Below are 26,313 nucleotides of genomic sequence, written 5' to 3'. Positions count from 1 at the left end.
ATGAATCTGAGTACTAAACAAAAACAGCACCTGAAAGGTCTGGCACATCCGCTCAAGCCGGTAGTTATGCTTGGCAACAATGGTTTGACCGAAGGGGTACTGGCCGAGATTGAACAAGCGTTAGAGCACCATGAACTTATCAAGGTGAAGATCGCCTCGGAAGATCGCGAAACCAAAACCTTGATCGTGGAAGCTATCGTACGCGAAACCGGCGCCTGTAACGTACAGGTCATCGGTAAAACGCTGGTACTTTATCGCCCAACTAAAGAACGTAAAATCTCGCTGCCACGCTAAGAATATCCTAAAGTCGAACACAAAATCTGTGTAAAACGAGGGGTTTTCCGCAAGCAGGAGAGCAAAATGCCACGCTCTCTTCGTTGATAAAAGGCCGCATAGCGGCCTTTTTCCTTTCTTTACAATACATCAACATCTTGAGTATTGGGTAATTCTTACAGGTATTCCACCTTAATCACTTCGTATTCCACTTCGCCGCCAGGCGTTTTGATGGTCACGACGTCATCCTGCTCTTTGCCAACCAGGCCGCGCGCGATAGGTGAATTCACGGAAATCAGGTTCTGTTTAAAATCCGCTTCGTCATCGCCGACAATACGCCAGGTCTGCTCTTCATCGTTATCGAGATTCAGAACAGTTACCGTTGCGCCGAAAACAACACGTCCGTTGTTCGGCATCTTCGTCACGTCGATCACCTGCGCATTCGACAGCTTCGCCTCGATATCCTTGATACGTCCTTCGCAGAAACCCTGCTGTTCACGCGCAGCGTGATACTCGGCGTTCTCTTTCAGGTCGCCATGCTCACGCGCTTCCGCGATAGCGGCGATGATTTCAGGACGGCGCACAGATTTCAGAAAATCCAGCTCTTCGCGCAGTTTTTCGGCACCACGTAAAGTCATCGGAATAGCTTGCATTTGTTATACCTCTTGAACATTCCTGTAGGGGGTGATTGACCCCACCTCGGCTGCTAAGCCTGCTCCGGTATGCGTTCTACCAAAGCCAGAAGCAAAAAAATACCGACCCGGGTACAAAGCCCCAGGTCAGCTACAATTCTCAATTTGATACGTATTTTACCCTGGAGTTCCCTATGGGTCATCGTTTACTTTCCAGGGCATTGCGCCGTAGTATGACGGCTTGTTTCCAGGTTGTTAGCGCGAGATTATGCGATTTTCCAGATTTATCATCGGATTGACCACCAGTATAGCGTTCAGCGTCCAGGCCGCGAATGTTGATGAATACATCAATCAGCTCCCTGATGGGGCCAACCTTGCTTTCATGGCTCAGAAGGTCGGCGCGTCCACGCCCGCGATTGATTACCATAGCCAGCAGATGGCGCTGCCCGCCAGTACGCAAAAAGTGATCACGGCCCTCGCGGCATTGATTCAGCTCGGCCCCGATTTTCGTTTTACCACCACGCTGGAGACAAAAGGCAACGTGGACAATGGCGTCTTAAAAGGGGACTTAGTGGCGCGATTTGGTGCCGATCCGACGCTAAAACGCCAGGATATTCGCAATATGGTCGCAACGCTGAAAAAATCCGGCGTGACGCAAATTGCGGGAAATGTGCTCATCGACACCTCCATTTTCGCCAGCCATGATAAAGCGCCAGGCTGGCCCTGGAATGACATGACGCAATGTTTTAGCGCACCACCCGCAGCCGCCATTGTCGATCGCAACTGCTTTTCCATCTCCCTCTACAGCGCGCAAAAACCGAATGACTTAGCGTATATTCGCGTGGCGTCCTATTACCCGGTGACTATGTTCAGTCAGGTTCGCACCCTCCCACGCGGCTCTGCGGAAGCGCAATACTGTGAGCTGGATGTCGTTCCTGGGGATTTAAACCGCTTCACGCTGACAGGCTGTCTGCCGCAGCGCGCCGAACCGTTACCGCTGGCCTTCGCCATTCAGGACGGCGCCAGCTATGCCGGAGCAATCCTGAAAGACGAGTTAAAACAAGCAGGTATTACCTACAGCGGTACGCTGTTACGCCAGACGCAGGCCAACGAACCCGGAACGGTGGTTGCCAGCAAGCAGTCTGCGCCGCTGCATGATTTGCTTAAGATTATGCTGAAAAAATCGGACAACATGATTGCCGATACCGTCTTTCGCATGATCGGCCACGCACGCTTCAACGTTCCCGGCACATGGCGGGCGGGATCTGATGCCGTACGCCAGATCCTGCGTCAACAGGCTGGCGTTGATATTGGCAATACCATCATTGCTGACGGTTCGGGCCTCTCTCGCCACAACCTGATTGCCCCGGCCACCATGATGCAGGTGCTGCAATACATCGCCCAACACGACAACGAGCTGAACTTTATCTCCATGCTGCCGCTGGCGGGATATGACGGCTCTCTGCAATACCGTGCGGGTCTGCATCAGGCTGGGGTCGATGGTAAAGTTTCGGCGAAAACAGGCTCGCTGCAAGGGGTCTATAATCTGGCGGGATTTATTACAACGGCAAGTGGGCAACGGATGGCGTTTGTTCAGTATCTTTCCGGGTATGCCGTTACGCCAGCTGACCAGCGCAATCGTCGTATTCCGTTAGTACGTTTTGAAAGCCGGTTGTACAAAGATCTTTATCAGAACAACTAGGTGAGGATAGTGCCGGATGGCGCTTACGCTTATCCGGCCTACACACTAGATGGGTCATTTAATTGCCGGATGGCGGCGCTTTGCGCCTTATCCGGCCTACTATCCGTAAGCCCGGTAAGCGTAAGCACCACCGGGCATTTGAACCATATTAACGCTTGTAGATGAACTCGACGCCTTCTTCGTCGTCTTCGTCCCAGTCGTCATCCCAGTCATCTTCCGCTTCATCTTCGACTTCAGCGAGCTGCTGACGGTGATAATCGTCCCACATGAACTCCACTTTCTCCGGCTGCTTCGCTTCATCAGCCTGAACGATGGGGTTCTCAATGATAAAGGTCATCACATCCCAGCAAAGATCTTTCACGCCAGTCTGGCTGGCAGCGGAAATCATGTAGTACTTATCTTCCCAGCCCAGCGCCTGCGCGATAGCTTTCGCTTTTTCTTCCGCTTCGGCCTGGTCCAGCAAATCAATTTTGTTGAACACTAACCAGCGCGGCTTAGCAGCCAGATCCTGACTGTATTTTTCCAGTTCGCCGATAATGATACGGGCGTTTTCCACCGGATCGGAACCGTCGATCGGATCGATATCAATAAGGTGCAGCAGTACGCGGCAACGTTCCAGGTGCTTCAGGAAGCGAATCCCCAGACCCGCGCCTTCCGCCGCACCTTCAATCAGCCCCGGAATATCGGCAACCACAAAGCTCTTTTCGTTGTCCATACGCACAACGCCAAGGCTCGGCACCAGAGTGGTAAACGGATAGTCCGCCACTTTCGGTTTTGCCGCAGATACCGCGCGGATAAAGGTTGATTTACCGGCGTTTGGCATACCCAGCATACCCACGTCCGCCAGCAGCATCAGCTCCAGCATCAAATCGCGCTTATCGCCCGGCGTACCCATCGTTTTCTGACGCGGAGTACGGTTAACAGAGGACTTAAAGCGGGTATTGCCCAGGCCGTGCCAGCCGCCTTTGGCAACCATCAGACGCTGACCGTGTTTGGTCATATCGCCCATGGTTTCGCCGGTGCCCTGATCGATAACACGCGTACCGACAGGCACTTTGATCGTGACATCTTTCCCACGTTTACCGGTGCAGTCACGGCTTGCGCCATTCTGACCACGTTCAGCGCGGAACGATTTTTCAAAGCGGTAATCGATCAGCGTGTTCAGGTTTTCGTCGGCTTCCAGCCAGACGTCGCCACCATCGCCGCCATCACCGCCATCCGGGCCGCCTTTCGGGATGTATTTTTCGCGGCGGAAGCTCACGCAACCATTGCCGCCATCGCCAGCAACGACCAGAATCGATGCTTCATCAACAAACTTCATTTTACTCTCCGTAAATCATTCGCCTGAGCGGGGTTGCGAAACCACCGTTTCATGCTTGCGTAAACCGCCCCAAATACGATGACCAATGGCGGAATACATCGCGCCCGCAACCACGACAAACGCACCGAGATAACCTAAAAGGTTTAACATCGGTCTGGCGAAGAAATCGGGCCAGGCCATAGATAATAGATCTGAAAATAACAGCGTAAACAGCGGAGTGAGCGTGATTAACGCACTTACCTGCGCTGCCTGCCAACGCGCCATCGCTTCCGCCAGGGCGCCATATCCTACCAGCGTATTCAGCCCACAGAAAATCAAACACGCGAGCTGCCAGTCGCTTAACTGCGAGATAACCCCCGGCTTCGCCAGCGGCAATAACGCAATCGTACATAAAGTGTACAGTAAAAACAGGATCTGCTGTGAGGCCAGACGACGCAATAACACCTTTTGTGCGACGCCATAACTCACCCAGACCGTCGCCGCACCGACCCCAAAGATCACACCCCAGGTGTAATCGGTCAGTTTGGTAAAAATCTCGACCAGACTGGTATTAAAGAACATCACCAGCCCACAAAGCAGCATGAGCGCGCCAATCACCTGCGTGCCGCGCATCTTTTCTTTCAAAATAAAGACGCTGGCGACCATCATGCCAACCGGTGACAGCTGACCGATAACCTGCGATGCCGTCGGACTCAAATATTGCAGGGAAGAGCTGAACAGGATGAAATTCCCGAAAAGTCCACCTGTTGCAATCGCCAGCAACACCAGCCAGCGCGGTTTGCGAAAAATACGCAATGGCGGGAGCTTTCTTTTAACTGCCAGGATCGCGCCGAGGCCGATACTCGCCATTAAAAAGCGATAGAAGACAATGGTTGGAGGTTCCATCACCTCCAGCACCTGCTTCATTGCAATTGGCAAAGCGCCCCAACACATTGCAGTGGTGAGTGCTAAAAGGATGCCAATGCCAGCCTGCTGCTTCATGCCCGTTTTCCCTACAAGAAAATTTTCCGGGTTTTCAATGTAAAAAGCCCCGCAACACGTTGCGGGGCTTTAATCCGTTACCGGACCACGAAGAACTTACTCAGCAACGATGCTGATGTATTTACGGTTGTTCGGGCCTTTAACTTCGAATTTCACTTTACCGTCTGCTTTAGCAAACAGAGTGTGGTCACGACCGCAACCTACGTTAGTGCCAGCGTGGAATTTGGTGCCACGTTGACGAACGATGATGCTACCCGCCAGAACGGTTTCGCCACCGAAACGCTTAACGCCCAGGCGTTTAGCTTCTGAATCGCGACCGTTACGAGTTGAGCCGCCAGCCTTTTTATGTGCCATTTAAATCTCTCCTCAGGTCTTAGGCGCTGATGCCAGTAATTTTCACATCAGTGAACCACTGACGGTGGCCTTGCTGCTTACGATAGTGTTTACGACGACGAAACTTAACGATTTTAACTTTCTCGCCACGACCGTGAGCAACAACTTCAGCTTTGATTACGCCGCCATCAACGAAAGGAACGCCGATTTTGACTTCTTCACCGTTTGCGATCATCAGAACTTCAGCGAACTCAATAGTTTCGCCAGTTGCGATGTCCAGCTTTTCCAGGCGAACGGTCTGACCTTCGCTTACTCGGTGTTGTTTACCACCACTTTGGAAAACCGCGTACATAAAAAACTCCGCTTCCGCGCACGCCTTTTCAATGATTCAGAGTGCGCTATAAATATTCACAATAGGGCGCGAATATTACGCAAAACGCGAGCCTTTGACAAGTGCTACCGTCAATACATGAAGAAAAAAAACACAACGTGTACGGTAACGTTTATCTGCGCCGTTTTTTCAGTACAATCAGCATATATTCCTAACCCTAAACCCTTAGTTATCTCATCCCATGATGAGTTAATCGGGGCGATAAGCCCGGCTTTTGCGATGAATTTAGAAAAAATCAATGAGTTAACCGCGCAAGATATGGCGGGTGTCAATGCGACAATCCTTGAACAGCTCAATTCCGACGTCCAACTGATCAATCAGTTAGGGTATTACATCGTTAGCGGCGGCGGAAAACGTATCCGCCCGATGATTGCCGTACTCGCTGCACGCGCCGTTGGTTATCAGGAAAATGCGCACGTCACGATCGCTGCCTTAATCGAGTTTATCCACACCGCCACCCTGCTGCACGACGATGTTGTGGATGAATCCGATATGCGTCGTGGGAAGGCAACGGCGAATGCAGCATTTGGCAACGCCGCCAGCGTCCTGGTCGGTGATTTTATCTACACCCGCGCGTTCCAGATGATGACCAGCCTTGGCTCGCTGAAAGTGCTGGAGGTAATGTCAGAAGCGGTGAACGTCATCGCCGAAGGCGAAGTGCTGCAACTGATGAACGTCAACGACCCGGACATCACCGAAGAAAATTACATGCGCGTGATTTACAGCAAAACGGCGCGCCTGTTTGAAGCTGCGGCGCAGTGTTCCGGTCTTCTTGCTGGCTGCACTCCTGAGCAGGAAAAAGGGTTGCAGGATTATGGTCGTTATCTCGGTACGGCCTTTCAGCTGATTGACGATTTACTCGATTACAGCGCTGATGGCGAGCAGTTAGGTAAAAATGTCGGCGATGACCTCAACGAAGGAAAACCAACGCTGCCGCTGCTGCACGCTATGCGTAACGGTACGCCAGAGCAGGCGCAAATGATCCGTACCGCCATTGAACAAGGCAATGGGCGCCACCTTCTGGAACCCGTTCTGGAAGCCATGACCGCCTGCGGTTCACTGGAATGGACGCGTCAGCGTGCAGAAGACGAGGCCGATAAAGCCATCGCCGCCCTACAGATTCTGCCTGATACGCCGTGGCGCGAAGCCCTGATCGGTCTGGCGCACATCGCCGTACAACGCGATCGTTAACCCTCCCTTCTCATCCCGTGCTCTGCGCGGGATGAATCTTTAAGTTCCAGTAAATTCCAGTTGTTCGTTTCTTTCCCAACCCTTTACCCATCGCACGTATGCCGTCACATTTTATGAATATGCATACTCTTTACAGGAACATATTAGAGCAATACTATCACCTGGCGTATAGTATTTCTCACAGGCTGATTATCCAGGCCGCAAGCGACTGACTGACCGAAGGAGTGAGGGAATAATGGAAAATAAACTCATTGACTGGCATCCCGCAGACATCATTGCCGGATTACGTAAAAAAGGGACATCTATGGCGGCGGAATCGCGCAAGAATGGATTAAGTTCCTCGACGCTGGCAAACGCCCTGACCCGACCGTGGCCGAAAGGAGAGCTCATCATTGCGAAGGCGCTGGGTACAGAACCCTGGGTGATCTGGCCGTCGCGCTATCATGACCCAGAAACCCATGAGTTCATTGACAGAACGCGTCTGATGCGGGCTCGAAAAGGGAAATAGAGAAGTAAGGAACGGATAACGCTCCGAACGGTAGCCCCCGAACAGGGGCTACCAGTGCATGCGGAAAAAATTACTCGCCTTTCACACGCTCAATATTCGCGCCCAGCGCGCGCAGTTTGTCTTCAATGCGCTCATAGCCACGATCGATGTGATAAATACGATCGACCAGCGTCGTGCCTTCTGCAATGCATCCCGCCAGCACCAGGCTCGCAGACGCACGCAAGTCGGTCGCCATCACCTGCGCCCCGGAGAGTTTTTCAACGCCGTGGCAAATCACGGTGTTGCTCTCGATTTCCGCGTGCGCGCCCATACGGATCAGTTCAGGCACATGCATAAAGCGGTTTTCGAAAATGGTTTCCGTGATGAAACCCGTCCCTTCCGCGACAAGGTTCAGCAGCGTGAACTGCGCCTGCATATCGGTCGGGAAAGCCGGGTGCGGCGCGGTGCGCACATTCACAGCTTTCGGACGTTGGCCATGCATGTCCAGGCTGATCCAGTCTTCACCGGTTTCAATATCCGCTCCGGCGTCACGCAGTTTAGCCAGTACGGCATCCAGCGTATCCGGCTGCGCGTTACGGCAGACGATTTTACCGCCGGAAATCGCCGCCGCGACCAGGAAGGTGCCGGTTTCAATGCGATCGGGCAGAACACGGTATACGCCGCCGCCCAGACGCTCAACGCCCTCAATGGTAATACGATCGGTGCCCTGACCGCTGATCTTCGCTCCCAACGTCACCAGGAAGTTCGCGGTATCGACGATCTCCGGCTCACGCGCGGCGTTTTCAATCACGGTGGTCCCTTCGGCCAGCGTTGCCGCAGACATGATGGTCACCGTCGCACCGACGCTGACTTTGTCCATCACGATATGCGCGCCTTTCAGACGACCATTAACAGACGCCTTCACATAGCCTTCTTCCAGCTTGATCTCAGCGCCCAGTTGTTCCAGGCCGGTGATGTGCAGATCGACCGGACGCGCGCCGATGGCGCAGCCGCCTGGCAGAGAAACCTGCCCCTGACCAAAACGCGCCACCAGCGGCCCCAGCGCCCAAATCGACGCGCGCATGGTTTTTACCAGTTCATAAGGCGCGCAGAAAATGTTGACCTGGCTGGCGTCGATCCAGACAGAACCGTTACGTTCCACTTTCGTTCCAAGCTGGCTGAGCAGTTTCATCGTCGTATCGATGTCTTTCAGCTTTGGAACGTTCTGGATCTCTACCGGCTCTTCTGCCAGCAGCGCCGCGAAAAGGATCGGCAATGCGGCATTTTTAGCGCCTGAAATTGTGACTTCGCCCTGGAGCGTTGTCGGCCCCTGTACACGAAATTTATCCATTATTCTGTTCTCTGTTAAGAATTCATATCTGCTACCGGCGTGTCGCCCGTCGCTCAAAAACCGTTAAGTTTGCGATCGCGTTCCCATTCCGCTGGGGTATACGCTTTGATCGATACGGCATGGATACGGTTATCCGCAATAAACTCCATCAACGGGCCGTAAACAGACTGCTGCTTCTTGACCCGGCTCATGCCGTCAAACATCTCACCCACGGCGATAACCTGAAAGTGACTGCCATCGCCAGAGACGTGGACTTCCTGGAGGGAGAGTGCGCTCATCAGCACGCTCTGAATTTCATGATTTTCCATGGGCTCTTCATTCGTCAAATAGGGAAAACAGCCCAACATCTTAGAGCAAAGTGGCGCTGTCATAAATAAGCAAAAAGCCCAGCTGATAAATCAGGCAAGGCTTTGGTGGCAAATCCCCCTTAGGGGTTTTGCCGGATGGCGGCACAAGGCCTTATCCGGCCTACAAAAATTAACGTGGAAGCACGTCAGCAGGCAAATTATAGAGCTTCGCCAGCGTGTAAACCTTCTCGTTTACCCCTTGCAGCGAAACGCTGTTGCCCTGTCGCTTCGCCTGATCGACAAGATGCACCAGTAACGCCAGACCACCGCTATCCACCCGGGAGACCTGGCTCAGATCGATGCAGGTTACGCCTTTCATCGCATCAACGCGCGCATCCCACAGCGGGTTCAGCACGTCCTGGTCCAGCTCCCCCGCTAATGCCAGCGTGTCACCTTCGCGCGTCCAGCTAAGTGACTGCGTCATTATTTTTTCTCTTCCAGCGAAATTTTCTGACGAGAAATTGACTGCAACTGCGCGGTCAGGCCGTCGATGCCTTTGGTACGCAGCAGATCGCTCCACTCATTCTGTTTTGTGGTGATCATACTGACGCCTTCCGCGATCATGTCATAAGCCTGCCAGTTACCGGTCTGGGTGTTTTTACGCCACTGGAAATCCAGTCGAACCGGAGGACGGCCATTCGGATCGATGATCGTCACGCGGATCGGCACGATGGTCGCATTGCCCAGCGGTTGTTCCGGCGCAATCTGGTAAGTCTGGCCGTGGTACATCGCCAGCGCCTGACCATAAGCTTGTTTCAGGTATTCACGGAACGCCGCGAAATAGGCGTCGCGCTGCGCCGGCGTCGCCTCCCGGTAGTAACGACCCAGTACCAGCGCGCCCGCGTATTTCACCTGCACATACGGCAGCAGTTCCTGGTCAACGACGTCGCGCAGGTAATCCGGGTTGGCACGGATTTTCGGCTGTTCGTTTTTCAGACGATCGAAGGTTTTCTGCGCCGCCTCATTCATCAATTTATACGGGTTAGTCTGGTCCGCCGCGGTTGCCGCGCTCAACGGTGCAATGACCAGCAGCGCTACCATCATTAATCGCTTAAACATACATCGATTCTCCTGTGATTAATTTGTTGCGCCCGCAGGCGGTGTCGCTTCATTATTGCCTTCAGTTGGCGCTGGCGCATCGCCAGAATTCTTATTGTCGTCCCCTTTACTGTTGTAAAGGAACTGACCAATCATGTCTTCAAGCACCATCGCGGACTTGGTGTCCTGAATAGTGTCGCCATCTTTGAGGATAGACGTTCCCAGTTCAGGATCTTCAAACCCAACGTTTAACGCCAGATATTGCTCCCCCAGCAGGCCAGAGGTGCGGATACTCAGCGAACTGGTATCAGGAATGTGGTTATAGCGCTCTTCAATATCCAGCGTGACGCGCGGCAGGTAGGTTTTCGGATCCAGCGAGATATCCGCAACCCGGCCGACAACCACCCCGCCAATGCGCACCGGAGAGCGCGCTTTCAGGCCGCCAATATTGTCGAAGGTCGCATAAATCGTGTAGGTCGGTTCCGTGCGCATTGAGGTGACATTGGCCGCTTTCAGGCAAACAAACAGCGCCGCCAGCAACGCAACCAGCAAGAAGATCCCTACCCAAATTTCACTTTTTTTCGTTTGCATGAACTCAATTCCCAAACATCAGTGCGGTCAACACAAAATCCAGACCCAGAACGGCCAAAGACGAGTGCACAACGGTGCGCGTGGTTGCGCGGCTAATCCCGGCAGAGGTCGGAATCGCGTCATACCCATTGAACAGCGCAATCCACGTTACCGTGATGGCGAACACCACGCTCTTAATCAAACAGTTCACGAGATCCAGACGCCAGTCGACGGCATCCTGCATCGCCGACCAGAAGAAACCGGCATCGATCCCCTTCCAGCTAACGCCAACCAGCGATCCTCCCCAGATGCCAACGGCCACGAAGATAATCGTCAGCAGCGGCAGCGAAATCACCCCCGCCCACAGGCGCGGAGAGATCACCCGGCGCAGCGGATCGACGGCCATCATTTCCATACTGGAGAGCTGCTCAGTCGCTCGCATAAGACCAATTTCCGCAGTCAGCGCAGACCCTGCGCGCCCGGCAAACAGCAACGCCGCGACAACCGGCCCCAGTTCACGCAGCAATGAAAGCGCCACCAGCATACCCAGGCTGGTTTCCGCGCTGTAGGTCGTCAGAACCAGATAGCCCTGCAACCCGAGCACCATGCCGATAAAAACGCCAGAGACAATAATAATGAGCATCGACAGGACGCCCACATTATAGAGCTGACGCACCAGCAACGGCGCATGCTTGCGAAATTCCGGCTTACCAATCACCGCATTGAATAACATTAACCCGGCACGCCCGAACGTTCTGAGGGTTTTGATCCCCCGGTGTCCAAGCGATGCCAGCGCATTTAACAGCATGAGTGGCTTAACTCCCTGTTTCGAGTAAATCGGAGTGATAATCGCCCGCCGGATAGCGGAACGGAACCGGCCCGTCGGCAATACCGTCCAGGAACTGGCGGACGCGCGGGTCGGCATTTTCTTGCAGTTCCTTCGCGCTACCGTGCGCCACGATTTTTTTGTCCGCCATAATCCAGGCGTGATCGGCGATGCTCAGCACCTCCGGCACATCGTGGGACACGACAACGCAGGTTACGCCCAGCGTGCTGTTCAGTTCTGAAATCAGCTTCACCAGTACGCCCATCGTAATCGGGTCCTGACCTACAAACGGCTCATCGAACATAATGAGGTCGGGTTCCAGCGCAATAGCACGGGCTAATGCCGCACGCCGCGCCATCCCCCCGGACAGTTCAGAAGGCATGAGCTTTGCCGCGCCGCGCAGGCCAACGGCTTCCAGTTTCATCATCACCGTGCTTTTCAACAGCGGCGCGGGTAAATTCGTGTGCTCCCGCAGCGGGTAGGCTACGTTATCAAACACGTTCATGTCGGTGAACAGCGCCCCCGACTGAAACAGCATGCTCATCCGTTTTCGTACCGTGTACAACCGCGAGCGAGACATAGCAGGTACGTTTTCGCCATCAAACAGTATTTCCCCGCTATCCGGCGGGATCTGTCCGCCAATCAGTCGTAACAGCGTGGTTTTACCGATCCCCGATGGCCCCATGATCGCCGTGATCTTCCCGCGTGGCACGGTCAGGGAAATATTATCGAAAATGCAGCGGTCGCCACGCGAAAAGCTGACGTCGCGCATATCGACTAAATTCGCCACAGACTGACCCATTGATTCATCCTTTGTATCGCCTTGTTGATCTAAGCATGGCGCTGAATTTAGCCATGAACCCAACATATTTACAGAATATTACCTGCCCTGGTTAGCTAAAGCTGGCATTTGTTTTACTTTTTAGCCGCATAAAGTCAAAATTAAGACTTCGTTACGGCTTCCAGAAGATCCCTCCAGTGGACCGGCGAGTATACCTGAAGAAAGGACTTTAGATGCTTTTAGCTACGGCGCTGTTAATTATTGGTTTACTTCTGGTGGTCTACAGCGCCGATCGTCTGGTGTTTGCCGCATCGATTTTGTGCCGGGCAGTGGGGATTCCTCCGCTCATTATCGGGATGACGGTCGTCAGTATCGGAACATCATTACCGGAGATAATTGTCTCAGTTGCCGCGTCGCTTCACGGGCAACTGGATTTAGCCGTAGGCACCGCGCTCGGCTCCAACATCATCAATATCTTGCTGATTCTGGGCCTGGCGGCGCTGTTTCACCCTTTTACCGTGCATTCTGATGTTTTGCGCCGCGAATTGCCGCTAATGTTATTTGTCAGTGTGCTGGCGGGCTCCGTCCTGCACGATGGCGAGCTGAGCCGTAGCGACGGAATCTTTCTTCTGCTGCTGGCCGTGCTATGGCTGCTGTTCATTGTTAAGATCGCGCGCCTGGCGGAGCGGCAGGGAAATGACAGCCTCACCCGGGAGCAGGTGGCGGAGCTGCCGCGCGAAGGCGGCTTACCCGTCGCGTTTTTGTGGCTGGGTATCGCGCTGATTATTATGCCGATGGCGACGCGGATGGTGGTTGATAACGCCACCGTACTGGCGAACTACTTCGCCATGAGCGAACTGACTATCGGCCTGACGGTGATTGCGATTGGCACCAGCCTGCCGGAGCTGGCGACGGCGATCGCGGGCATCCGCAAAGGTGAAAATGATATCGCCATTGGCAACATTATCGGCGCCAATATTTCCAATATCGCCATCGTACTGGGGCTGCCTGCATTGATTACGCCAGGCGACGTCAACCCACTGGCGTTTGGGCGTGACTATAGCGTGATGCTGTTAGTGAGCATTGTTTTGGCATTGCTGTGCTGGCGGCGTCCGCGCCAGATTGGTCGGGGCGCAGGCGTGCTGCTGACCGGCGGTTTTATCGTATGGCTGGCGATGCTGTACTGGCTATCGCCGCTTCTTATTGGATAACGGGAAAACGGACTATGTCGCACTTAGCGTTACAACCGGGTTTTGACTTTCAGAAAGCAGGCAAAGACGTCCTGGAGATTGAACGTGAAGGCCTGGCGGAGCTTGATCAATACATCGACCAGAACTTCACGCTCGCCTGTGAAAAAATCTTCTCATGCACAGGCAAAGTCGTTGTCATGGGGATGGGAAAATCAGGTCATATCGGGCGGAAAATGGCCGCCACCTTTGCCAGCACCGGCACTTCCGCCTTTTTTGTTCACCCGGGCGAGGCCGCGCATGGCGATCTCGGCATGGTCACCTCGCAGGATGTGGTGATCGCGATTTCCAACTCTGGCGAATCCAATGAGATTGCCGCATTAATCCCGGTTCTTAAACGCTTGCAGGTGCCGCTGATTTGTATCACCGGGCGGCCAGAAAGCAGCATGGCGCGTGCGGCGGATGTGCATCTGTGTGTTAAAGTGCCGAAAGAAGCCTGCCCGTTGGGTCTGGCGCCGACCAGCAGCACTACGGCTACGCTGGTCATGGGCGATGCGCTCGCGGTCGCGTTATTAAAAGCCCGCGGCTTTACCGCCGAAGATTTTGCGTTGTCGCATCCGGGCGGCGCACTTGGCCGTAAACTTCTGCTGCGCGTTAACGATATCATGCACACCGGCGATGAAATCCCGCATGTGAATAAAAACGCCAGCCTGCGTGATGCCCTGCTGGAAATTACGCGTAAAAATCTCGGCATGACCGTCATTTGTGATGACACAATGAAGATTGACGGCATCTTTACCGATGGCGACTTGCGTCGTGTTTTCGATATGGGTGTGGATGTTCGCCAGTTAGGGATTGCCGACGTCATGACGCCTGGGGGAATTCGCGTTCGCCCCGGTATTCTCGCCGTTAACGCCCTGAACTTAATGCAGTCCCGTCATATCACCTCCGTTTTGGTTGCTGATGGCGACCAGTTACTGGGTGTGTTACATATGCATGATTTACTGCGTGCAGGCGTAGTGTAGAAACTCAAGGATAAAAGAAATGAGTAAAGCAGGTGCGTCGCTTGCGACCTGTTATGGCCCCGTCAGTACACAGGTTATCGCCCAGGCGGAAAACATCCGTCTGCTCATCCTCGATGTGGATGGCGTACTGTCTGATGGTCTGATTTATATGGGCAACAACGGTGAAGAGCTGAAGGCCTTTAACGTCCGTGATGGCTACGGCATTCGCTGTGCGCTCACTTCCGGGATTGAGGTCGCTATTATTACCGGACGAAAGGCTAAACTTGTAGAAGATCGCTGTGCCACCCTGGGGATCACGCATCTCTATCAGGGGCAGTCGGACAAACTTATCGCGTTTGGCGACCTGCTCGATAAGCTGGGCGTTGCGCCTGAAAATGTGGCTTACGTCGGTGACGATCTTATCGACTGGCCGGTGATGGAAAAAGTGGGTCTGAGCGTTGCGGTCGCTGATGCGCATCCGCTCCTGATCCCTCGCGCCGACTATGTGACGCATATCGCCGGTGGACGCGGCGCGGTGCGGGAAGTGTGCGATCTACTCTTGCTGGCGCAGGGTAAGCTTGATGAGGCCAAAGGGCAATCGATATGAGTAAAACCAGACGTTGGGTTATCATTCTACTGTCGTTGGCCGTACTGGTGTTGATCGGAATTAATCTGGCGGATAAAGACGATCCTGCTCAGGTTGTGGTGAACACCAGCGATCCGACTTATAAGAGCGAGCATACCGATACGGTCGTCTATAGCCCGGAAGGCGCGTTGAACTATCGTCTTATTGCGCAGCACGTTGAATATTATTCAGAACAGGCGCTTTCGTGGTTTACCCAACCGGTATTAACCACCTTTGATAAAGATAAAGTCCCGACATGGTCGATTAAAGCGGATAAGGCGAAATTGACCGAAGACCGGATGCTCTATCTGTATGGTCACGTTGAAGTCAATGCGCTGGCGCCTGACGCTCAACTACGCAGAATCACGACGGATAACGCGACGATCAACCTGGTGACGCAGGATGTCACCTCTGAAGATCTGGTCACGTTATACGGAACAACATTTAACTCCAGCGGACTGAAAATGCGCGGCAACTTACGCAGCAAGAACGCCGAGCTGATTGAAAAGGTTAGAACCTCCTATGAAATTCAAAACAAACAAACTCAGCCTTAATCTTGTGCTTGCCAGCACACTTCTGGCCGCCAGTCTTCCGGCGTTCGCGGTCACCGGCGATACCGAACAACCGATTCATATTGAATCGGACCAGCAGTCACTGGATATGCAGGGTAACGTGGTGACGTTTACCGGAAATGTCGTCGTGACTCAGGGCACCATCAAAATCAATGCCGACAAAGTGGTCGTCACCCGTCCGGGCGGCGAGCAAGGCAAAGAGGTGATCGACGGCTTCGGCAACCCGGCGACGTTTTATCAGATGCAGGACAACGGCAAGCCGGTAAAAGGCCACGCCCAAAAAATGCATTATGAGCTGGCGAAAGATTTCGTCGTCCTGACCGGTAACGCCTACCTGGAGCAGCTCGACAGCAACATCACCGGCGATAAGATCACTTACCTGGTGAAAGAGCAGAAAATGCAGGCGTTCAGCGAAAAAGGCAAACGTGTAACGACGGTTCTGGTGCCGTCGCAGTTGCAGGACAAAAACAAAGACCAGACCCCGGCACAGAAGAAGGGTAACTAATTCGTTATGGCAACATTAACTGCAAAGAATCTTGCGAAAGCCTATAAAGGCCGTCGCGTGGTGGAAGATGTCAGCCTGACCGTGAATTCCGGGGAGATCGTCGGTCTGCTCGGGCCGAACGGCGCAGGCAAAACCACTACCTTCTACATGGTGGTGGGCATTGTGCCGCGCGACGCTGGCAACATTATTATTGACGATGAAGACATCAGCCTGCTGCCGCTGCATGCCCGCGCGCGTCGCGGTATTGGCTATTTACCGCAGGAAGCCTCCATTTTCCGCCGTCTGAGCGTGTTTGATAACCTGATGGCGGTGCTGCAAATTCGCGACGATCTCACGACCGAACAGCGTGAAGACCGCGCCAATGAACTGATGGAAGAGTTCCACATCGAGCATCTGCGCGACAGCCTCGGACAAGCGTTGTCCGGCGGTGAACGCCGCCGTGTGGAGATTGCCCGCGCGCTGGCCGCAAATCCGAAATTTATCCTGCTGGATGAACCGTTTGCAGGCGTTGACCCGATTTCCGTCATCGACATCAAACGCATTATCGAGCACCTGCGCGACAGCGGCCTCGGCGTCCTGATTACCGACCACAACGTTCGTGAGACGCTGGCGGTGTGTGAACGCGCGTATATTGTCAGCCAGGGGCATCTGATCGCACACGGCACACCGACAGAAATCCTGCAAGACGAGCACGTTAAGCGCGTATACCTTGGGGAAGACTTCAGACTCTGATAGGGTAGAAGACTGCGACGTCACAGCGGGAGAAAACGACTCTGAACATGAAGCAAGGTTTGCAACTCAGGCTCAGCCAACAACTGGCGATGACGCCCCAGCTACAACAGGCCATCCGTCTGTTGCAGTTGTCTACGCTGGAACTTCAGCAGGAACTTCAGCAAGCGCTGGAGAGTAATCCGCTGCTTGAGCAAACCGATCTTCACGATGAAATCGACACGCGCGAAACCCAGGACAACGAAGCCCTGGATACCGCAGACGCGCTCGAACAGAAAGAGATGCCCGAAGAGCTGCCGCTTGACGCCAGCTGGGATGAGATTTACACCGCAGGTACGCCGTCCGGCACCAGCGGCGACTACATCGACGACGAGCTGCCGGTGTACCAGGGCGAAACCACGCAGTCCCTCCAGGACTACCTGATGTGGCAAGTCGGGCTGACTCCGTTCTCGGATACCGATCGCGCGATTGCCACCTCAATTGTCGATGCCGTTGATGATACCGGCTATCTCACCATTTCGCTGGATGACATTCTCGAAAGCATCGGCGATGAAGAGATCGGCCTCGATGAAATAGAAGCGGTACTCAAACGCGTTCAGCGCTTCGATCCCATCGGCGTGGCGGCGAAAGATCTCCGTGACTGCCTGCTGATCCAGCTCTCACAGTTCGATAAATCCACGCCCTGGCTGGAAGACGCCCGGTTGATCATCAGCGATCACCTCGATCTGCTGGCCAATCATGACTTCCGCACCCTGATGCGCGTTACGCGGCTGAAAGAAGAGGTGCTGAAAGAGGCGGTCAATCTTATCCAGTCGCTCGATCCCAGACCGGGTCAGTCTATCCAGACCGGCGAACCTGAATATGTGATCCCGGATGTGCTGGTGCGTAAGCATAACGGTTACTGGATGGTGGAGCTGAACGGCGACAGCATTCCCCGTCTACAGATCAATCAACATTATGCCGCCCTGTGCAACGGCGCGCGTAATGATGCCGACAGCCAGTTCATTCGCAGCAACCTTCAGGATGCGAAGTGGCTGATCAAAAGTCTGGAAAGCCGCAACGACACCCTGTTACGCGTGAGCCGCTGTATTGTTGAGCAGCAGCAGGCCTTCTTCGAGCAAGGTGAAGAGTTTATGAAACCGATGGTGCTGGCGGACATCGCCCAGGCCGTCGAGATGCACGAATCGACGATTTCCCGTGTGACCACGCAGAAGTATCTGCACAGTCCACGCGGCATTTTTGAACTGAAGTATTTCTTTTCCAGCCATGTGAATACCGAAGGCGGAGGCGAAGCCTCTTCCACGGCGATACGTGCGCTGGTGAAGAAATTAATTGCTGCGGAGAACCCCGCGAAGCCGCTGAGCGACAGCAAGTTAACCTCTATGTTGTCGGATCAGGGTATCATGGTGGCGCGCCGCACCGTTGCGAAGTACCGAGAGTCTTTATCCATTCCGCCGTCCAATCAGCGCAAACAGCTGGTTTGAACCAACCGATAAGGAAGACACTATGCAGCTCAACATCACTGGAAATAACGTCGAAATTACTGAAGCCCTGCGCGACTTTGTCTCAACCAAATTCGCCAAACTTGAGCAGTATTTTGACAGGATTAATCAGGTCTACGTTGTTTTGAAAGTGGAGAAGGTAACACACATCTCGGATGCGACACTGCATGTAAACGGTGGCGAAATTCACGCCAGTGCGGAAGGTCAGGATATGTATGCCGCCATTGACGGTTTGATCGATAAACTGGCAAGGCAGCTAACGAAACACAAAGATAAACTGAAACAACACTAATTGTCCGGGCAGTTAGCGAGTGCAGGACGGCCTGTTGTGACGCACAACAGGCCATTTGTACAGTTAGCGCTCCGAATCTGCTTCATCAGGAATCATTCTGATGGAACAGGTTCTTAGGTGAAATTATGACAAATAACGATACGACTCTACAACTGAGCAGCGTACTTAACCAGGAATGTACGCGCAGCGGCGTTCACTGCCAGAGCAAAAAACGTGCGCTGGAGATTATCAGTGAACTGGCGGCAAAACAGCTCAGCCTGCCTCCGCAGGTGGTATTTGAAGCAATCCTGACGCGTGAGAAAATGGGCAGTACCGGCATTGGCAATGGTATCGCCATCCCACACGGCAAGCTGGAAGAAGATACGCTGCGCGCCGTCGGCGTGTTCGTCCAACTCGAAACGCCTATCGCTTTCGATGCCATTGATAATCAACCGGTCGATCTGCTTTTCGCCCTGCTGGTGCCCGCAGATCAGACCAAAACGCATCTGCATACACTGTCGCTGGTCGCTAAACGTCTGGCGGATAAAACCATCTGCCGCCGTCTGCGCGCCGCGCAGAGTGACGAAGAGCTGTATCAAATCATCACTGACACCGAAGGTGGAAAGGATGAGGCATAACCACCCAATGGCATCTGTTGTGAGGAGAAACGGTACATGGTACTGATGATCGTCAGCGGTCGTTCAGGGTCAGGGAAATCTGTCGCCCTGCGTGCGCTGGAAGATATGGGTTTTTACTGCGTGGACAACCTCCCCGTGGTGCTGTTGCCCGATCTGGCTCGTACGCTGGCCGATCGCCAGATTTCTGCGGCCGTCAGCATTGACGTGCGTAACATGCCTGAGTCCCCTGAAATTTTCGAGCAGGCGATGAACAACCTGCCCGATGCGTTTTCACCACAGCTTCTGTTCCTTGATGCCGATCGCAACACGCTGATTCGCCGTTACAGCGATACGCGCCGTCTGCATCCGCTTTCCAGCAAAAATCTCTCCCTGGAGAGCGCCATCGACCAGGAAAGCGATCTGCTGGAACCGCTGCGCTCCCGCGCCGATCTGATTGTCGATACCTCTGAAATGTCCGTGCATGAACTGGCGGAAATGCTGCGTACCCGTCTGCTGGGTAAGCGCGAACGCGAGCTGACAATGGTGTTCGAGTCCTTCGGCTTCAAGCACGGTATTCCAATCGATGCCGATTATGTTTTTGACGTGCGCTTCCTGCCTAACCCGCACTGGGACCCGAAACTGCGTCCAATGACCGGCCTCGATAAACCGGTTGCGGCATTCCTCGACAGGCACACAGAAGTACACAATTTTATCTACCAGACTCGCAGCTATCTTGAGTTATGGTTACCCATGCTGGAGACAAACAACCGTAGCTATCTCACCGTAGCCATCGGCTGTACCGGCGGGAAACACCGTTCGGTGTATATTGCAGAACAGCTGGCAGACTACTTCCGCTCACGCGGTAAGAACGTGCAGTCACGCCATAGAACGCTGGAAAAACGCAAAACATGACCGTGAAGCAGACTGTAGAAGTCACGAACAAGCTGGGTATGCATGCCCGGCCTGCCATGAAACTGTTTGAATTAATGCAGGGTTTTGAGGCCGAAGTGCTGTTACGCAATGATGAAGGCACCGAAGCCGAAGCCAATAGCGTCATTGCCCTGCTGATGCTGGACTCTGCTAAAGGTCGCCAGATAGAAATTGAAGCTACCGGCCCGCAGGAGGTCGAAGCGCTGGCGGCGGTGATCGCGCTGTTCAATTCAGGATTCGACGAAGATTAGGCCATTTCGCTTTCGTCTCCTCCTTTCCCCCAGAAAACGCCACCCGGCGTTTTTTTATTCCCTCGCCTTTCTGCCTGCGTCGATATTGTACATTCCGTGCGCTTTTCCGTCCTGATTAAACCTTAAGAAAACCTTAAGAAGTGTTGTTTACGTTCTATTTAAGTTGAGCGTTCATACTGGTTCTATTAGCAACATTACCAGGAGATCTCATGATACTTTTATCTGAACAAAATCCCCTGGGCACCGGACGCCATCGTAAATGTTATGCGCATCCGGGCGATGCCCAACGCTGCATTAAGATCATTTACAATGCCGACCGCAGCGGCAAGAAAGAGATCCGCCGCGAGCTGAAATACTACGCGCATCTGTCACGTTACCTGCAAGACTGGAGCGGCATTCCGCGCTATCACGGTACGGTAGAGACCGATTGTGGTACGGGCTACGTCTACGATGTGATAACCGATTTCGATGGCAAACCGTCCGTCACGCTGACTGAATTTGTGGCGCAGTGCCGCAATGACGAAGATGCCGCCGTCCTGCGCCAGTTGCTGAAAACGCTCAAGCGTTATATCTACGATAACCGCATCGTCACCATGACCCTGAAGCCGCAAAATATTCTGTGTCACCGCATTAGCGAATCCGAAGCGATCCCGGTGATCTGCGACAACATCGGCGAGAGTACGCTGATCCCGCTGGCAAGCTGGTCAGCCTGGTTTTGCCATCGCAAACAGGAAAGACAGTGGGAACGGTTGATCGCCCAACCGGGTCTGGTGGCGGCGCTGAAGATGAACCGCCAGGAAGAAGACAAAAGCGCGCTGCCGCTCCCCTCTCTTGAGGCCGCGCGTCAGCACAATCTTAATACAGATGGTTACGCGTCATAAACGATTCGCCGCCCAACTGGCGCATTTGACGCAAAATCCACGCCTGACGGCTACGCACGTAGCCTGAAGGCGCGTTCGCTTTAAAGCGTAAAGGGTTCGGCAGCACCGCCGCCAATAGCGCGGCTTCTGACATACTTAACCGGCTGGCAGGTTTATTAAAATAGCGCTGCGACGCCGCTTCCACGCCAAACACGCCATCGCCAAACTCCGCAATATTCAGGTAGACGGTCAGAATGCGTTTTTTACTCCAGACGGTTTCCAGCCCGACGGTGAGCCCGGCCTCCAGCCCTTTGCGCAGCCAACTGCGGCCATCCCATAAAAAGAGATTCTTCGCCGTTTGCTGAGAAAGCGTGGACGCCCCACGAATTCGGTTTTCATTGCGCTCATTGTGCGCCAGCGCCTTCTCAATGGCCGAAACATCAAATCCCCAGTGTTCCGGGAATTTCTGGTCTTCCGCCGCAATCACCGCCAGCCCCATCCACGGCGAGATCGCATCCATGCCAGCCCAGTCGGAATGCGCAACATAGCCGAAATCGCCTTGCAGCCACGCGCTAATCTGCCGTTCCACCATCACTGCGGAAAAAGGCACCGGAACGACGCTGAACAGCGCGATGCCGCCGCCCCAAAAAACCGCCAGCACCACAAGGATGCGCAGGAGCAAACGGCGCAGGGACGCCAGCGGAGTGAAACGCCCTTTACTCATTCAGCCAGAACCAGTACGCGAGACACCAGTTTTTCAATGCCGGTCGCCGCCTGTGCAATATCCTGCGCCAGCATGTAAGCAGGCGTGGTGACAATTTTGTTATCTTCATCCACCACAATATCGTCAACCGGACATGGCACATGCTCGGCCCCCATATCTTCCAGCACTTCCGCCGTATCGATATCGGTGCCAATCGTCAGACGAAGCGGGAAACCAAAAATCCTGGGCAGCATTGCCGGGGCAATGCACATAAACCCTAACGGCTTACCCGACTGGTGCATGGCGATTGCCAGCGCGGCCAGGTCGCTATCTACCCGGCACTCGCTGCCCTGGCTGGCAAAATTACTCAGGTTTTTCGCCGCGCCAAATCCACCCGGAACAATCAGTGCGTCCAAATCGCTGGAGACCGCCTGGGCGAGTGGACGAATTTCCCCTCGCGTAATGCGCGCGGCTTCGATCAGGACATTTCGCGTCTCCGCCATCGCTTCGCCCGTCAGGTGATTAATCACATCAGCCTGCTGTTTATCCGGCGCAAAGCAGATGGCCTGCGCGCCGCTGCGGGCAATCGCCAGAAGGGTCAGAACGGCTTCATGAATCTCGGCGCCGTCGTATACGCCACATCCACTGAGCACTACGCCAATTTTTTTCATCGTGATGATCCTTTTCGCAACTTACTGAAGCGTATTAATAATTCTGATTAAAATGCTGCGCTTCACACATTTAACTGATTCATGTAACAAAACATTTAAGATTTGCTATCTTAACTGCGTGCGGCCTGAAAAGCAGAGCTGCGCCTGTGTAAAAAACAATCATAACTTACGGCGCAGCCACGATTTCCCTGGTGTTGGCGCAGTATTCGCGCACCCCGGTCAATCCGGGGTCATTTTTTTTCCGCGTTTGCCACCCAGGCTTTCAGCACCGCGACGTCGTGCTGCCACTCCTGCTTCATCTCTTCAACCCATTCCCCCACATTATCTTCCCAGGCAGGAAGATCCGGCGACTGAATTTGCTGACCCAGTTGCTGTAGATGACGCAACCCGACGGAGCCCGCCGCGCCTTTAATTTTGTGCCCTTCTTCAACAACGCCTTTGGTATCTCGCGCCGTCAGGTTGGACTCCAGAATGCTTAAGTAACCCGGCATCATTTTTTCGAACACCGCCAGTCCATCCGTAATTAATTTCGGGCCGACCAGTTCGATATACTGCTCTAACATCGGGATATCTAACAACGCTTGCGATTTACTGCTCTCTTCAGATGTCACAGTGCTCTCCTCTTCGTTACGGGTATCCCAGTATTTTTTAATCATGGCGGTTAACGCCGGAACCGACAGCGGCTTGCTCAACACATCGTCCATTCCCGCGTCCAGATACTCTTTCTTGTCTTTCAGGACGTTAGCAGTGAGTGCGACCAGCGGCGGCAATTCTTCCCGCGCATAGCGGCGGGTAAGTTCTCTGGAGATATCCAGGCCCGTCATATCCGGCAGTTGAATATCCAGCAGCAGCAGATCGTATTCACCCGGGGTGAACATTTCCAGCGCGGCTTTCCCGGTCATCGCCACGTCAACGCTGTTGCCCAGTTTTTCCAGCACTGAACGCGCCACAATGACGTTCAGCTCAATGTCCTCGACCAGCAGCACATGCAGCGCAGGCAGCGGCATGTCATTCTCTTCCAGCGTGTCCTCGACCTCTTCCGCCACGGCGGGCGCATGTACGGTTAACGTAAAGACGGAACCTTTACCCGGCTGGCTGGAAACGGTGATGTCGCCGCCCATATTTTTTGCCAGACGGCGCGATACCGCCAGGCCAATCCCGGTCCCCGTCGCGGGTTTACCGCCATGACTGTCTTTCACCTGATAATACATGGCGAATATTTTATCCTGCTCATCCTGCGGAATACCGATGCCGGAATCTTCCACGTCAAAATGCAGCACATCGCCTTCGTCATAGCGTACGCGCACCGTCACCTGCCCTTGCTGGGTAAACTTCACGGCGTTGCTGATCAGGTTCCACAGAATTTGGCGCAAACGCGTGCCGTCGGTGATCACCTTATGCGGCAGCGGCAACGTCGGATCGAGCACAAAGCGTAGCCCTTTTTGCTGCGCCTGCAGACCGGAGAGATTCTCCAGATCCGCCATGAAACTGGTGAAATCTACCGGCTGGTTATCCAGTTGGACTTTACGCCGCTCCATCTTATCCATATCAATGATATCGTTGAAAATATTCCCCAACGTGACCGCAGAGACATGGATGGTTTTCAGGTATTTTTCCTGCTCGCTGGTAAGGTCGGTATCCAGCAGAATGCGGCTTAAGCCGACAATGCCGTTCAGCGGCGTACGCAGCTCGTGGCTGATCGTAGAGATAAACGTGGTCTTGTCGCGGCTGGCGCGTTCAAGCGCGTCCTGATAACGCTTACGTTCCGTAATATCGCGCCCAAAGCCCATCAGGCCATGACGTTTACCAACGCGGTCGTAATAGGGCACCTTGCGAATTTCAAAGCACGCTTTGCGCCCGTCCGGGTAATCGAGCCACTGTTCATAGGTCAGCGAGACGTTATGGCGGAAGACTTTTTCGTCGGTCTCAATCACTTTTTCCGCCGCTTCGGGAGAATAGACGTCAGCCGGTTTTAAATGGACGAGCTGTTTTTCACTCTTGCCGGTCAGCAGTTCCATCGCGCGGTTACAGCCGGAAAACTCTTTATCCTCATTGCGATAAAAAACCAAATCCGGCGACGCATCGAGGAAAGAGCGTAAGAAAGAGGATTGCTGTTCAAGCTGAATCTGCGTCTCTTCACGCTCCTTGATTTCCACTTTTAGCTGTTCGAAGGTCGACTGGCGCTCAGCCTCCGCTTTTTCGCGATCGGCAATTTCCTGATTAAGCTGAGCAATATTGTCTTTCAGTTGTACCGTGAGTTTGAGATCGCGCTCGCGCATCTCTTCCAGCTTTTGTACCAGCCGTGACAGGCGCTGCCTGGACTCCTCCAGTTGCTCCACCACCACCGACAAGAAATAGACAGCCCAGGGCGTGATTAACAGGCCAAAAAAGATGGAGCGGATGACATCAATACTTTCGACCTGACCATGCAACACCATGGTGACCGCCATCTGCACCACTATCGCCAGCACCACCAGCGCTAATGCCAACAGCATCGAAAAGCGCACCAGACCCAGCTTCATCATCAGGTCGACATAGTATTGCGCCAGCATACGAATTTGCTTCATAGGGGATTCCTTCACGACAACTTCGCACAATAATACTCAATTCTGAGCAGTACGTTGAAAATTGTGCAATAAATGCGGAGGTTATCGGTGAAATGACCGGGTAGGCGGTAGGCCGGATAAGGCATACACGCCTACGGATGGTTAGCTCCCCGGCTGAATCCACGGAGTGCCAAGCGCGGAGCCTTGCGCACCATGTTCGTTAAGATAGCGGTCCAGTTCCACCATGCCCGTCCAGCGATTCTCACACCATAGCGGGGCGAGCAACGTCGGACGACGGGCGCTGGCGGAAATGCGATGATAAATAACCTCCGGCGGCGTATGGCGGATCATCTCCCCCGCCGTCAGCGTATACGCCTCCAGCGCAATGCCGTTCAGGCGTCCCGCCTCCCAGGCTTTCGCCATAATGCTGCCTTTTACAATATGCAGCGGGTGCAGCTTAATGCCATCCACGCCCGTTTCCACCACGCGCTCCAGCGTTTGCAGGCATTCCGTCTGCCCTTCGCCGGGTAAACCCACAATCAGATGCGAGCACACTTTCAGCCCACGCTCACGCGCCAGTTGGGTGGTTCGCTGATAACAGGCAAAATCATGGCCTCGATTAATACGGCGCAGCGTTTTGTCATGCGCGGTTTGCAATCCCAGTTCCAGCCACACTTCATAGCCCTGGTCTTTATATTCGCAGAGCAGATCGAGCACCGCATCCGGCACACAGTCGGGGCGCGTCCCGACACACAGCCCGACAATGCTGGCCTGGCTTACCGCCTGCTGATACATAGAACGCAGCACCTGCACTTCGGCAAAGGTACTGGTGTACGCCTGGAAATAGGCCAGATAACGTTTGGCGCGATTGACCAGATGCGCCTGATGCGCCAGTTGTTCGGCAATAGAGCGATACTGCTGCGCCTCATCGGCGAAAGAGGCGACATTACAGAAAGTACACCCGCCACGTCCGATGGTGCCATCGCGGTTTGGACAGCTAAATCCGCCGTGCAACGTCAGTTTATGAACTTTTTGCCCATAACGACGAGAAAGATCCCCACCAAACATATTGACTAATTTCTGTAACTGCATAATCTGATAGACCGCGCCTTGAAA

General features: G+C 53.9%; 32 protein-coding genes. 16 read left to right on the top strand and 16 right to left on the bottom strand.

What is annotated here, in order from left to right; genetic code table 11:
- Positions 1-294, top strand: a complete 294-nt coding sequence (gene yhbY, locus OGX93_RS14650; RefSeq protein WP_004139797.1) for a ribosome assembly RNA-binding protein YhbY — start codon at positions 1-3, stop codon at positions 292-294.
- A 155-nt stretch (positions 295-449) separates the two neighbouring features.
- On the opposite strand, the gene greA is transcribed toward yhbY, so the two are convergent.
- The gene (gene greA / locus OGX93_RS14645) at positions 450-926 is read right to left on the bottom strand and encodes a transcription elongation factor GreA (RefSeq protein WP_012135312.1); all 477 of its coding nucleotides are present in this window, start codon (positions 924-926) and stop codon (positions 450-452) included.
- A gap of 247 nt (positions 927-1,173) precedes the next feature.
- Here greA and dacB point away from each other — a divergent pair, with 247 nt between their 5' ends.
- Positions 1,174-2,607 (top strand): serine-type D-Ala-D-Ala carboxypeptidase, encoded by a 1,434-nt coding sequence (gene dacB, locus OGX93_RS14640; RefSeq protein ID WP_012135313.1) that lies wholly within the window; start codon positions 1,174-1,176, stop codon positions 2,605-2,607.
- A gap of 148 nt (positions 2,608-2,755) precedes the next feature.
- Here dacB and cgtA read toward each other — a convergent pair whose 3' ends face one another.
- From cgtA to rplU, 4 genes are all read right to left on the bottom strand, one after another.
- Entirely contained in the window at positions 2,756-3,928 is a 1,173-nt protein-coding gene (cgtA, locus tag OGX93_RS14635; protein WP_012135316.1) for an Obg family GTPase CgtA, read from the bottom strand.
- Positions 3,929-3,943: 15 nt separating this feature from the next.
- Positions 3,944-4,909, bottom strand: a complete 966-nt coding sequence (locus OGX93_RS14630; protein ID WP_012135318.1) for a DMT family transporter — start codon at positions 4,907-4,909, stop codon at positions 3,944-3,946.
- Positions 4,910-5,005: 96 nt separating this feature from the next.
- Positions 5,006-5,263 (bottom strand): 50S ribosomal protein L27, encoded by a 258-nt coding sequence (rpmA, locus tag OGX93_RS14625; protein ID WP_012135319.1) that lies wholly within the window; start codon positions 5,261-5,263, stop codon positions 5,006-5,008.
- Between the two features lie 19 nt (positions 5,264-5,282).
- Positions 5,283-5,594 (bottom strand): 50S ribosomal protein L21, encoded by a 312-nt coding sequence (gene rplU / locus OGX93_RS14620; RefSeq protein ID WP_000271396.1) that lies wholly within the window; start codon positions 5,592-5,594, stop codon positions 5,283-5,285.
- Positions 5,595-5,852: 258 nt separating this feature from the next.
- Here rplU and ispB point away from each other — a divergent pair, with 258 nt between their 5' ends.
- Both ispB and sfsB read left to right on the top strand, forming a co-directional pair.
- Positions 5,853-6,824, top strand: a complete 972-nt coding sequence (ispB, locus tag OGX93_RS14615; RefSeq protein WP_024130985.1) for an octaprenyl diphosphate synthase — start codon at positions 5,853-5,855, stop codon at positions 6,822-6,824.
- Positions 6,825-7,059: 235 nt separating this feature from the next.
- Positions 7,060-7,332: a DNA-binding transcriptional regulator SfsB gene (gene sfsB / locus OGX93_RS14610; RefSeq protein WP_012135321.1), complete on the top strand. Its 273-nt coding sequence runs from the start codon at positions 7,060-7,062 to the stop codon at positions 7,330-7,332.
- A gap of 70 nt (positions 7,333-7,402) precedes the next feature.
- Here sfsB and murA read toward each other — a convergent pair whose 3' ends face one another.
- The 7 genes from murA to mlaF all read right to left on the bottom strand — a co-directional run bounded on the left by murA (position 7,403) and on the right by mlaF (position 12,245).
- Positions 7,403-8,662, bottom strand: coding sequence for a UDP-N-acetylglucosamine 1-carboxyvinyltransferase (murA, locus tag OGX93_RS14605; protein WP_012135322.1), 1,260 nt, complete (start codon positions 8,660-8,662; stop codon positions 7,403-7,405).
- A gap of 53 nt (positions 8,663-8,715) precedes the next feature.
- Positions 8,716-8,970, bottom strand: a complete 255-nt coding sequence (ibaG, locus tag OGX93_RS14600) for a BolA family iron metabolism protein IbaG (RefSeq protein WP_024130986.1) — start codon at positions 8,968-8,970, stop codon at positions 8,716-8,718.
- Positions 8,971-9,139: 169 nt separating this feature from the next.
- On the bottom strand, positions 9,140-9,433 hold the full coding sequence (gene mlaB, locus OGX93_RS14595; RefSeq protein ID WP_112001517.1) for a lipid asymmetry maintenance protein MlaB: 294 nt from the start codon (positions 9,431-9,433) through the stop codon (positions 9,140-9,142).
- Positions 9,433-10,068, bottom strand: a complete 636-nt coding sequence (gene mlaC, locus OGX93_RS14590; protein ID WP_012135325.1) for a phospholipid-binding protein MlaC — start codon at positions 10,066-10,068, stop codon at positions 9,433-9,435. The genes mlaB and mlaC overlap by 1 nt, the downstream gene beginning before the upstream one ends.
- Positions 10,069-10,086: 18 nt before the next feature.
- Positions 10,087-10,638, bottom strand: a complete 552-nt coding sequence (gene mlaD, locus OGX93_RS14585; RefSeq protein ID WP_012135326.1) for an outer membrane lipid asymmetry maintenance protein MlaD — start codon at positions 10,636-10,638, stop codon at positions 10,087-10,089.
- A gap of 4 nt (positions 10,639-10,642) precedes the next feature.
- Complete coding sequence (gene mlaE, locus OGX93_RS14580; protein WP_047460983.1) at positions 10,643-11,425, bottom strand: lipid asymmetry maintenance ABC transporter permease subunit MlaE; 783 nt, start codon at positions 11,423-11,425, stop codon at positions 10,643-10,645.
- A gap of 7 nt (positions 11,426-11,432) precedes the next feature.
- Positions 11,433-12,245 (bottom strand): phospholipid ABC transporter ATP-binding protein MlaF, encoded by an 813-nt coding sequence (gene mlaF / locus OGX93_RS14575; RefSeq protein WP_012135328.1) that lies wholly within the window; start codon positions 12,243-12,245, stop codon positions 11,433-11,435.
- 212 nt (positions 12,246-12,457) lie between these two features.
- Between mlaF and OGX93_RS14570 the strand changes: the two genes are divergently transcribed.
- The 12 genes from OGX93_RS14570 to yrbL all read left to right on the top strand — a co-directional run bounded on the left by OGX93_RS14570 (position 12,458) and on the right by yrbL (position 21,298).
- The gene (locus OGX93_RS14570; protein WP_012135329.1) at positions 12,458-13,435 is read left to right on the top strand and encodes a calcium/sodium antiporter; all 978 of its coding nucleotides are present in this window, start codon (positions 12,458-12,460) and stop codon (positions 13,433-13,435) included.
- A gap of 14 nt (positions 13,436-13,449) precedes the next feature.
- Entirely contained in the window at positions 13,450-14,436 is a 987-nt protein-coding gene (kdsD, locus tag OGX93_RS14565) for an arabinose-5-phosphate isomerase KdsD (protein ID WP_012135330.1), read from the top strand.
- A gap of 19 nt (positions 14,437-14,455) precedes the next feature.
- Positions 14,456-15,022 carry a 3-deoxy-manno-octulosonate-8-phosphatase KdsC gene (gene kdsC / locus OGX93_RS14560; protein WP_012135331.1) on the top strand — a complete coding sequence of 189 codons (567 nt, stop codon included), beginning with the start codon at positions 14,456-14,458 and terminating at the stop codon, positions 15,020-15,022.
- Positions 15,019-15,594 (top strand): LPS export ABC transporter periplasmic protein LptC, encoded by a 576-nt coding sequence (gene lptC / locus OGX93_RS14555; protein WP_012135332.1) that lies wholly within the window; start codon positions 15,019-15,021, stop codon positions 15,592-15,594. Before kdsC ends, lptC begins: the two co-directional genes overlap by 4 nt.
- On the top strand, positions 15,563-16,117 hold the full coding sequence (lptA, locus tag OGX93_RS14550; protein WP_047460976.1) for a lipopolysaccharide ABC transporter substrate-binding protein LptA: 555 nt from the start codon (positions 15,563-15,565) through the stop codon (positions 16,115-16,117). Before lptC ends, lptA begins: the two co-directional genes overlap by 32 nt.
- A 6-nt stretch (positions 16,118-16,123) precedes the next feature.
- Positions 16,124-16,849 carry an LPS export ABC transporter ATP-binding protein gene (lptB, locus tag OGX93_RS14545; protein ID WP_012135334.1) on the top strand — a complete coding sequence of 242 codons (726 nt, stop codon included), beginning with the start codon at positions 16,124-16,126 and terminating at the stop codon, positions 16,847-16,849.
- A gap of 47 nt (positions 16,850-16,896) precedes the next feature.
- Positions 16,897-18,330, top strand: coding sequence for an RNA polymerase factor sigma-54 (gene rpoN, locus OGX93_RS14540; RefSeq protein WP_012135335.1), 1,434 nt, complete (start codon positions 16,897-16,899; stop codon positions 18,328-18,330).
- A gap of 22 nt (positions 18,331-18,352) precedes the next feature.
- Positions 18,353-18,640: a ribosome hibernation promoting factor gene (gene hpf, locus OGX93_RS14535; RefSeq protein WP_012135336.1), complete on the top strand. Its 288-nt coding sequence runs from the start codon at positions 18,353-18,355 to the stop codon at positions 18,638-18,640.
- Between the two features lie 125 nt (positions 18,641-18,765).
- Positions 18,766-19,257 (top strand): PTS IIA-like nitrogen regulatory protein PtsN, encoded by a 492-nt coding sequence (ptsN, locus tag OGX93_RS14530; RefSeq protein ID WP_012135337.1) that lies wholly within the window; start codon positions 18,766-18,768, stop codon positions 19,255-19,257.
- Positions 19,258-19,293: 36 nt separating this feature from the next.
- Positions 19,294-20,148, top strand: coding sequence for an RNase adapter RapZ (gene rapZ / locus OGX93_RS14525; RefSeq protein ID WP_012135338.1), 855 nt, complete (start codon positions 19,294-19,296; stop codon positions 20,146-20,148).
- Positions 20,145-20,417 (top strand): PTS phosphocarrier protein NPr, encoded by a 273-nt coding sequence (gene npr / locus OGX93_RS14520; RefSeq protein ID WP_012135339.1) that lies wholly within the window; start codon positions 20,145-20,147, stop codon positions 20,415-20,417. Before rapZ ends, npr begins: the two co-directional genes overlap by 4 nt.
- Before the next feature lie 209 nt (positions 20,418-20,626).
- Complete coding sequence (gene yrbL / locus OGX93_RS14515) at positions 20,627-21,298, top strand: PhoP regulatory network protein YrbL (RefSeq protein ID WP_199976857.1); 672 nt, start codon at positions 20,627-20,629, stop codon at positions 21,296-21,298.
- Here yrbL and mtgA read toward each other — a convergent pair.
- The 4 genes from mtgA to mnmL form a co-directional block, all read right to left on the bottom strand.
- On the bottom strand, positions 21,273-22,001 hold the full coding sequence (gene mtgA, locus OGX93_RS14510) for a monofunctional biosynthetic peptidoglycan transglycosylase (RefSeq protein ID WP_012135341.1): 729 nt from the start codon (positions 21,999-22,001) through the stop codon (positions 21,273-21,275). The genes yrbL and mtgA overlap by 26 nt on opposite strands.
- Positions 21,998-22,651, bottom strand: coding sequence for an isoprenoid biosynthesis glyoxalase ElbB (gene elbB, locus OGX93_RS14505; RefSeq protein ID WP_012135342.1), 654 nt, complete (start codon positions 22,649-22,651; stop codon positions 21,998-22,000). Before elbB ends, mtgA begins: the two co-directional genes overlap by 4 nt.
- A 230-nt stretch (positions 22,652-22,881) precedes the next feature.
- The gene (arcB, locus tag OGX93_RS14500; RefSeq protein WP_012135343.1) at positions 22,882-25,218 is read right to left on the bottom strand and encodes an aerobic respiration two-component sensor histidine kinase ArcB; all 2,337 of its coding nucleotides are present in this window, start codon (positions 25,216-25,218) and stop codon (positions 22,882-22,884) included.
- 141 nt (positions 25,219-25,359) lie between these two features.
- Entirely contained in the window at positions 25,360-26,289 is a 930-nt protein-coding gene (mnmL, locus tag OGX93_RS14495) for a tRNA modification radical SAM protein MnmL/YtqA (protein WP_058669125.1), read from the bottom strand.
- Between the last annotated feature and the right edge of the window lie 24 nt (positions 26,290-26,313).

The organism is Citrobacter sp. CK195, assembly GCF_030333365.1.
GTDB classification, from domain to species: Bacteria; Pseudomonadota; Gammaproteobacteria; order Enterobacterales; family Enterobacteriaceae; genus Citrobacter_B; species Citrobacter_B koseri.
The sequence above is the reverse complement of the archived record's forward strand: the minus strand, read 5'-3'. Positions and strand labels throughout refer to the sequence as shown.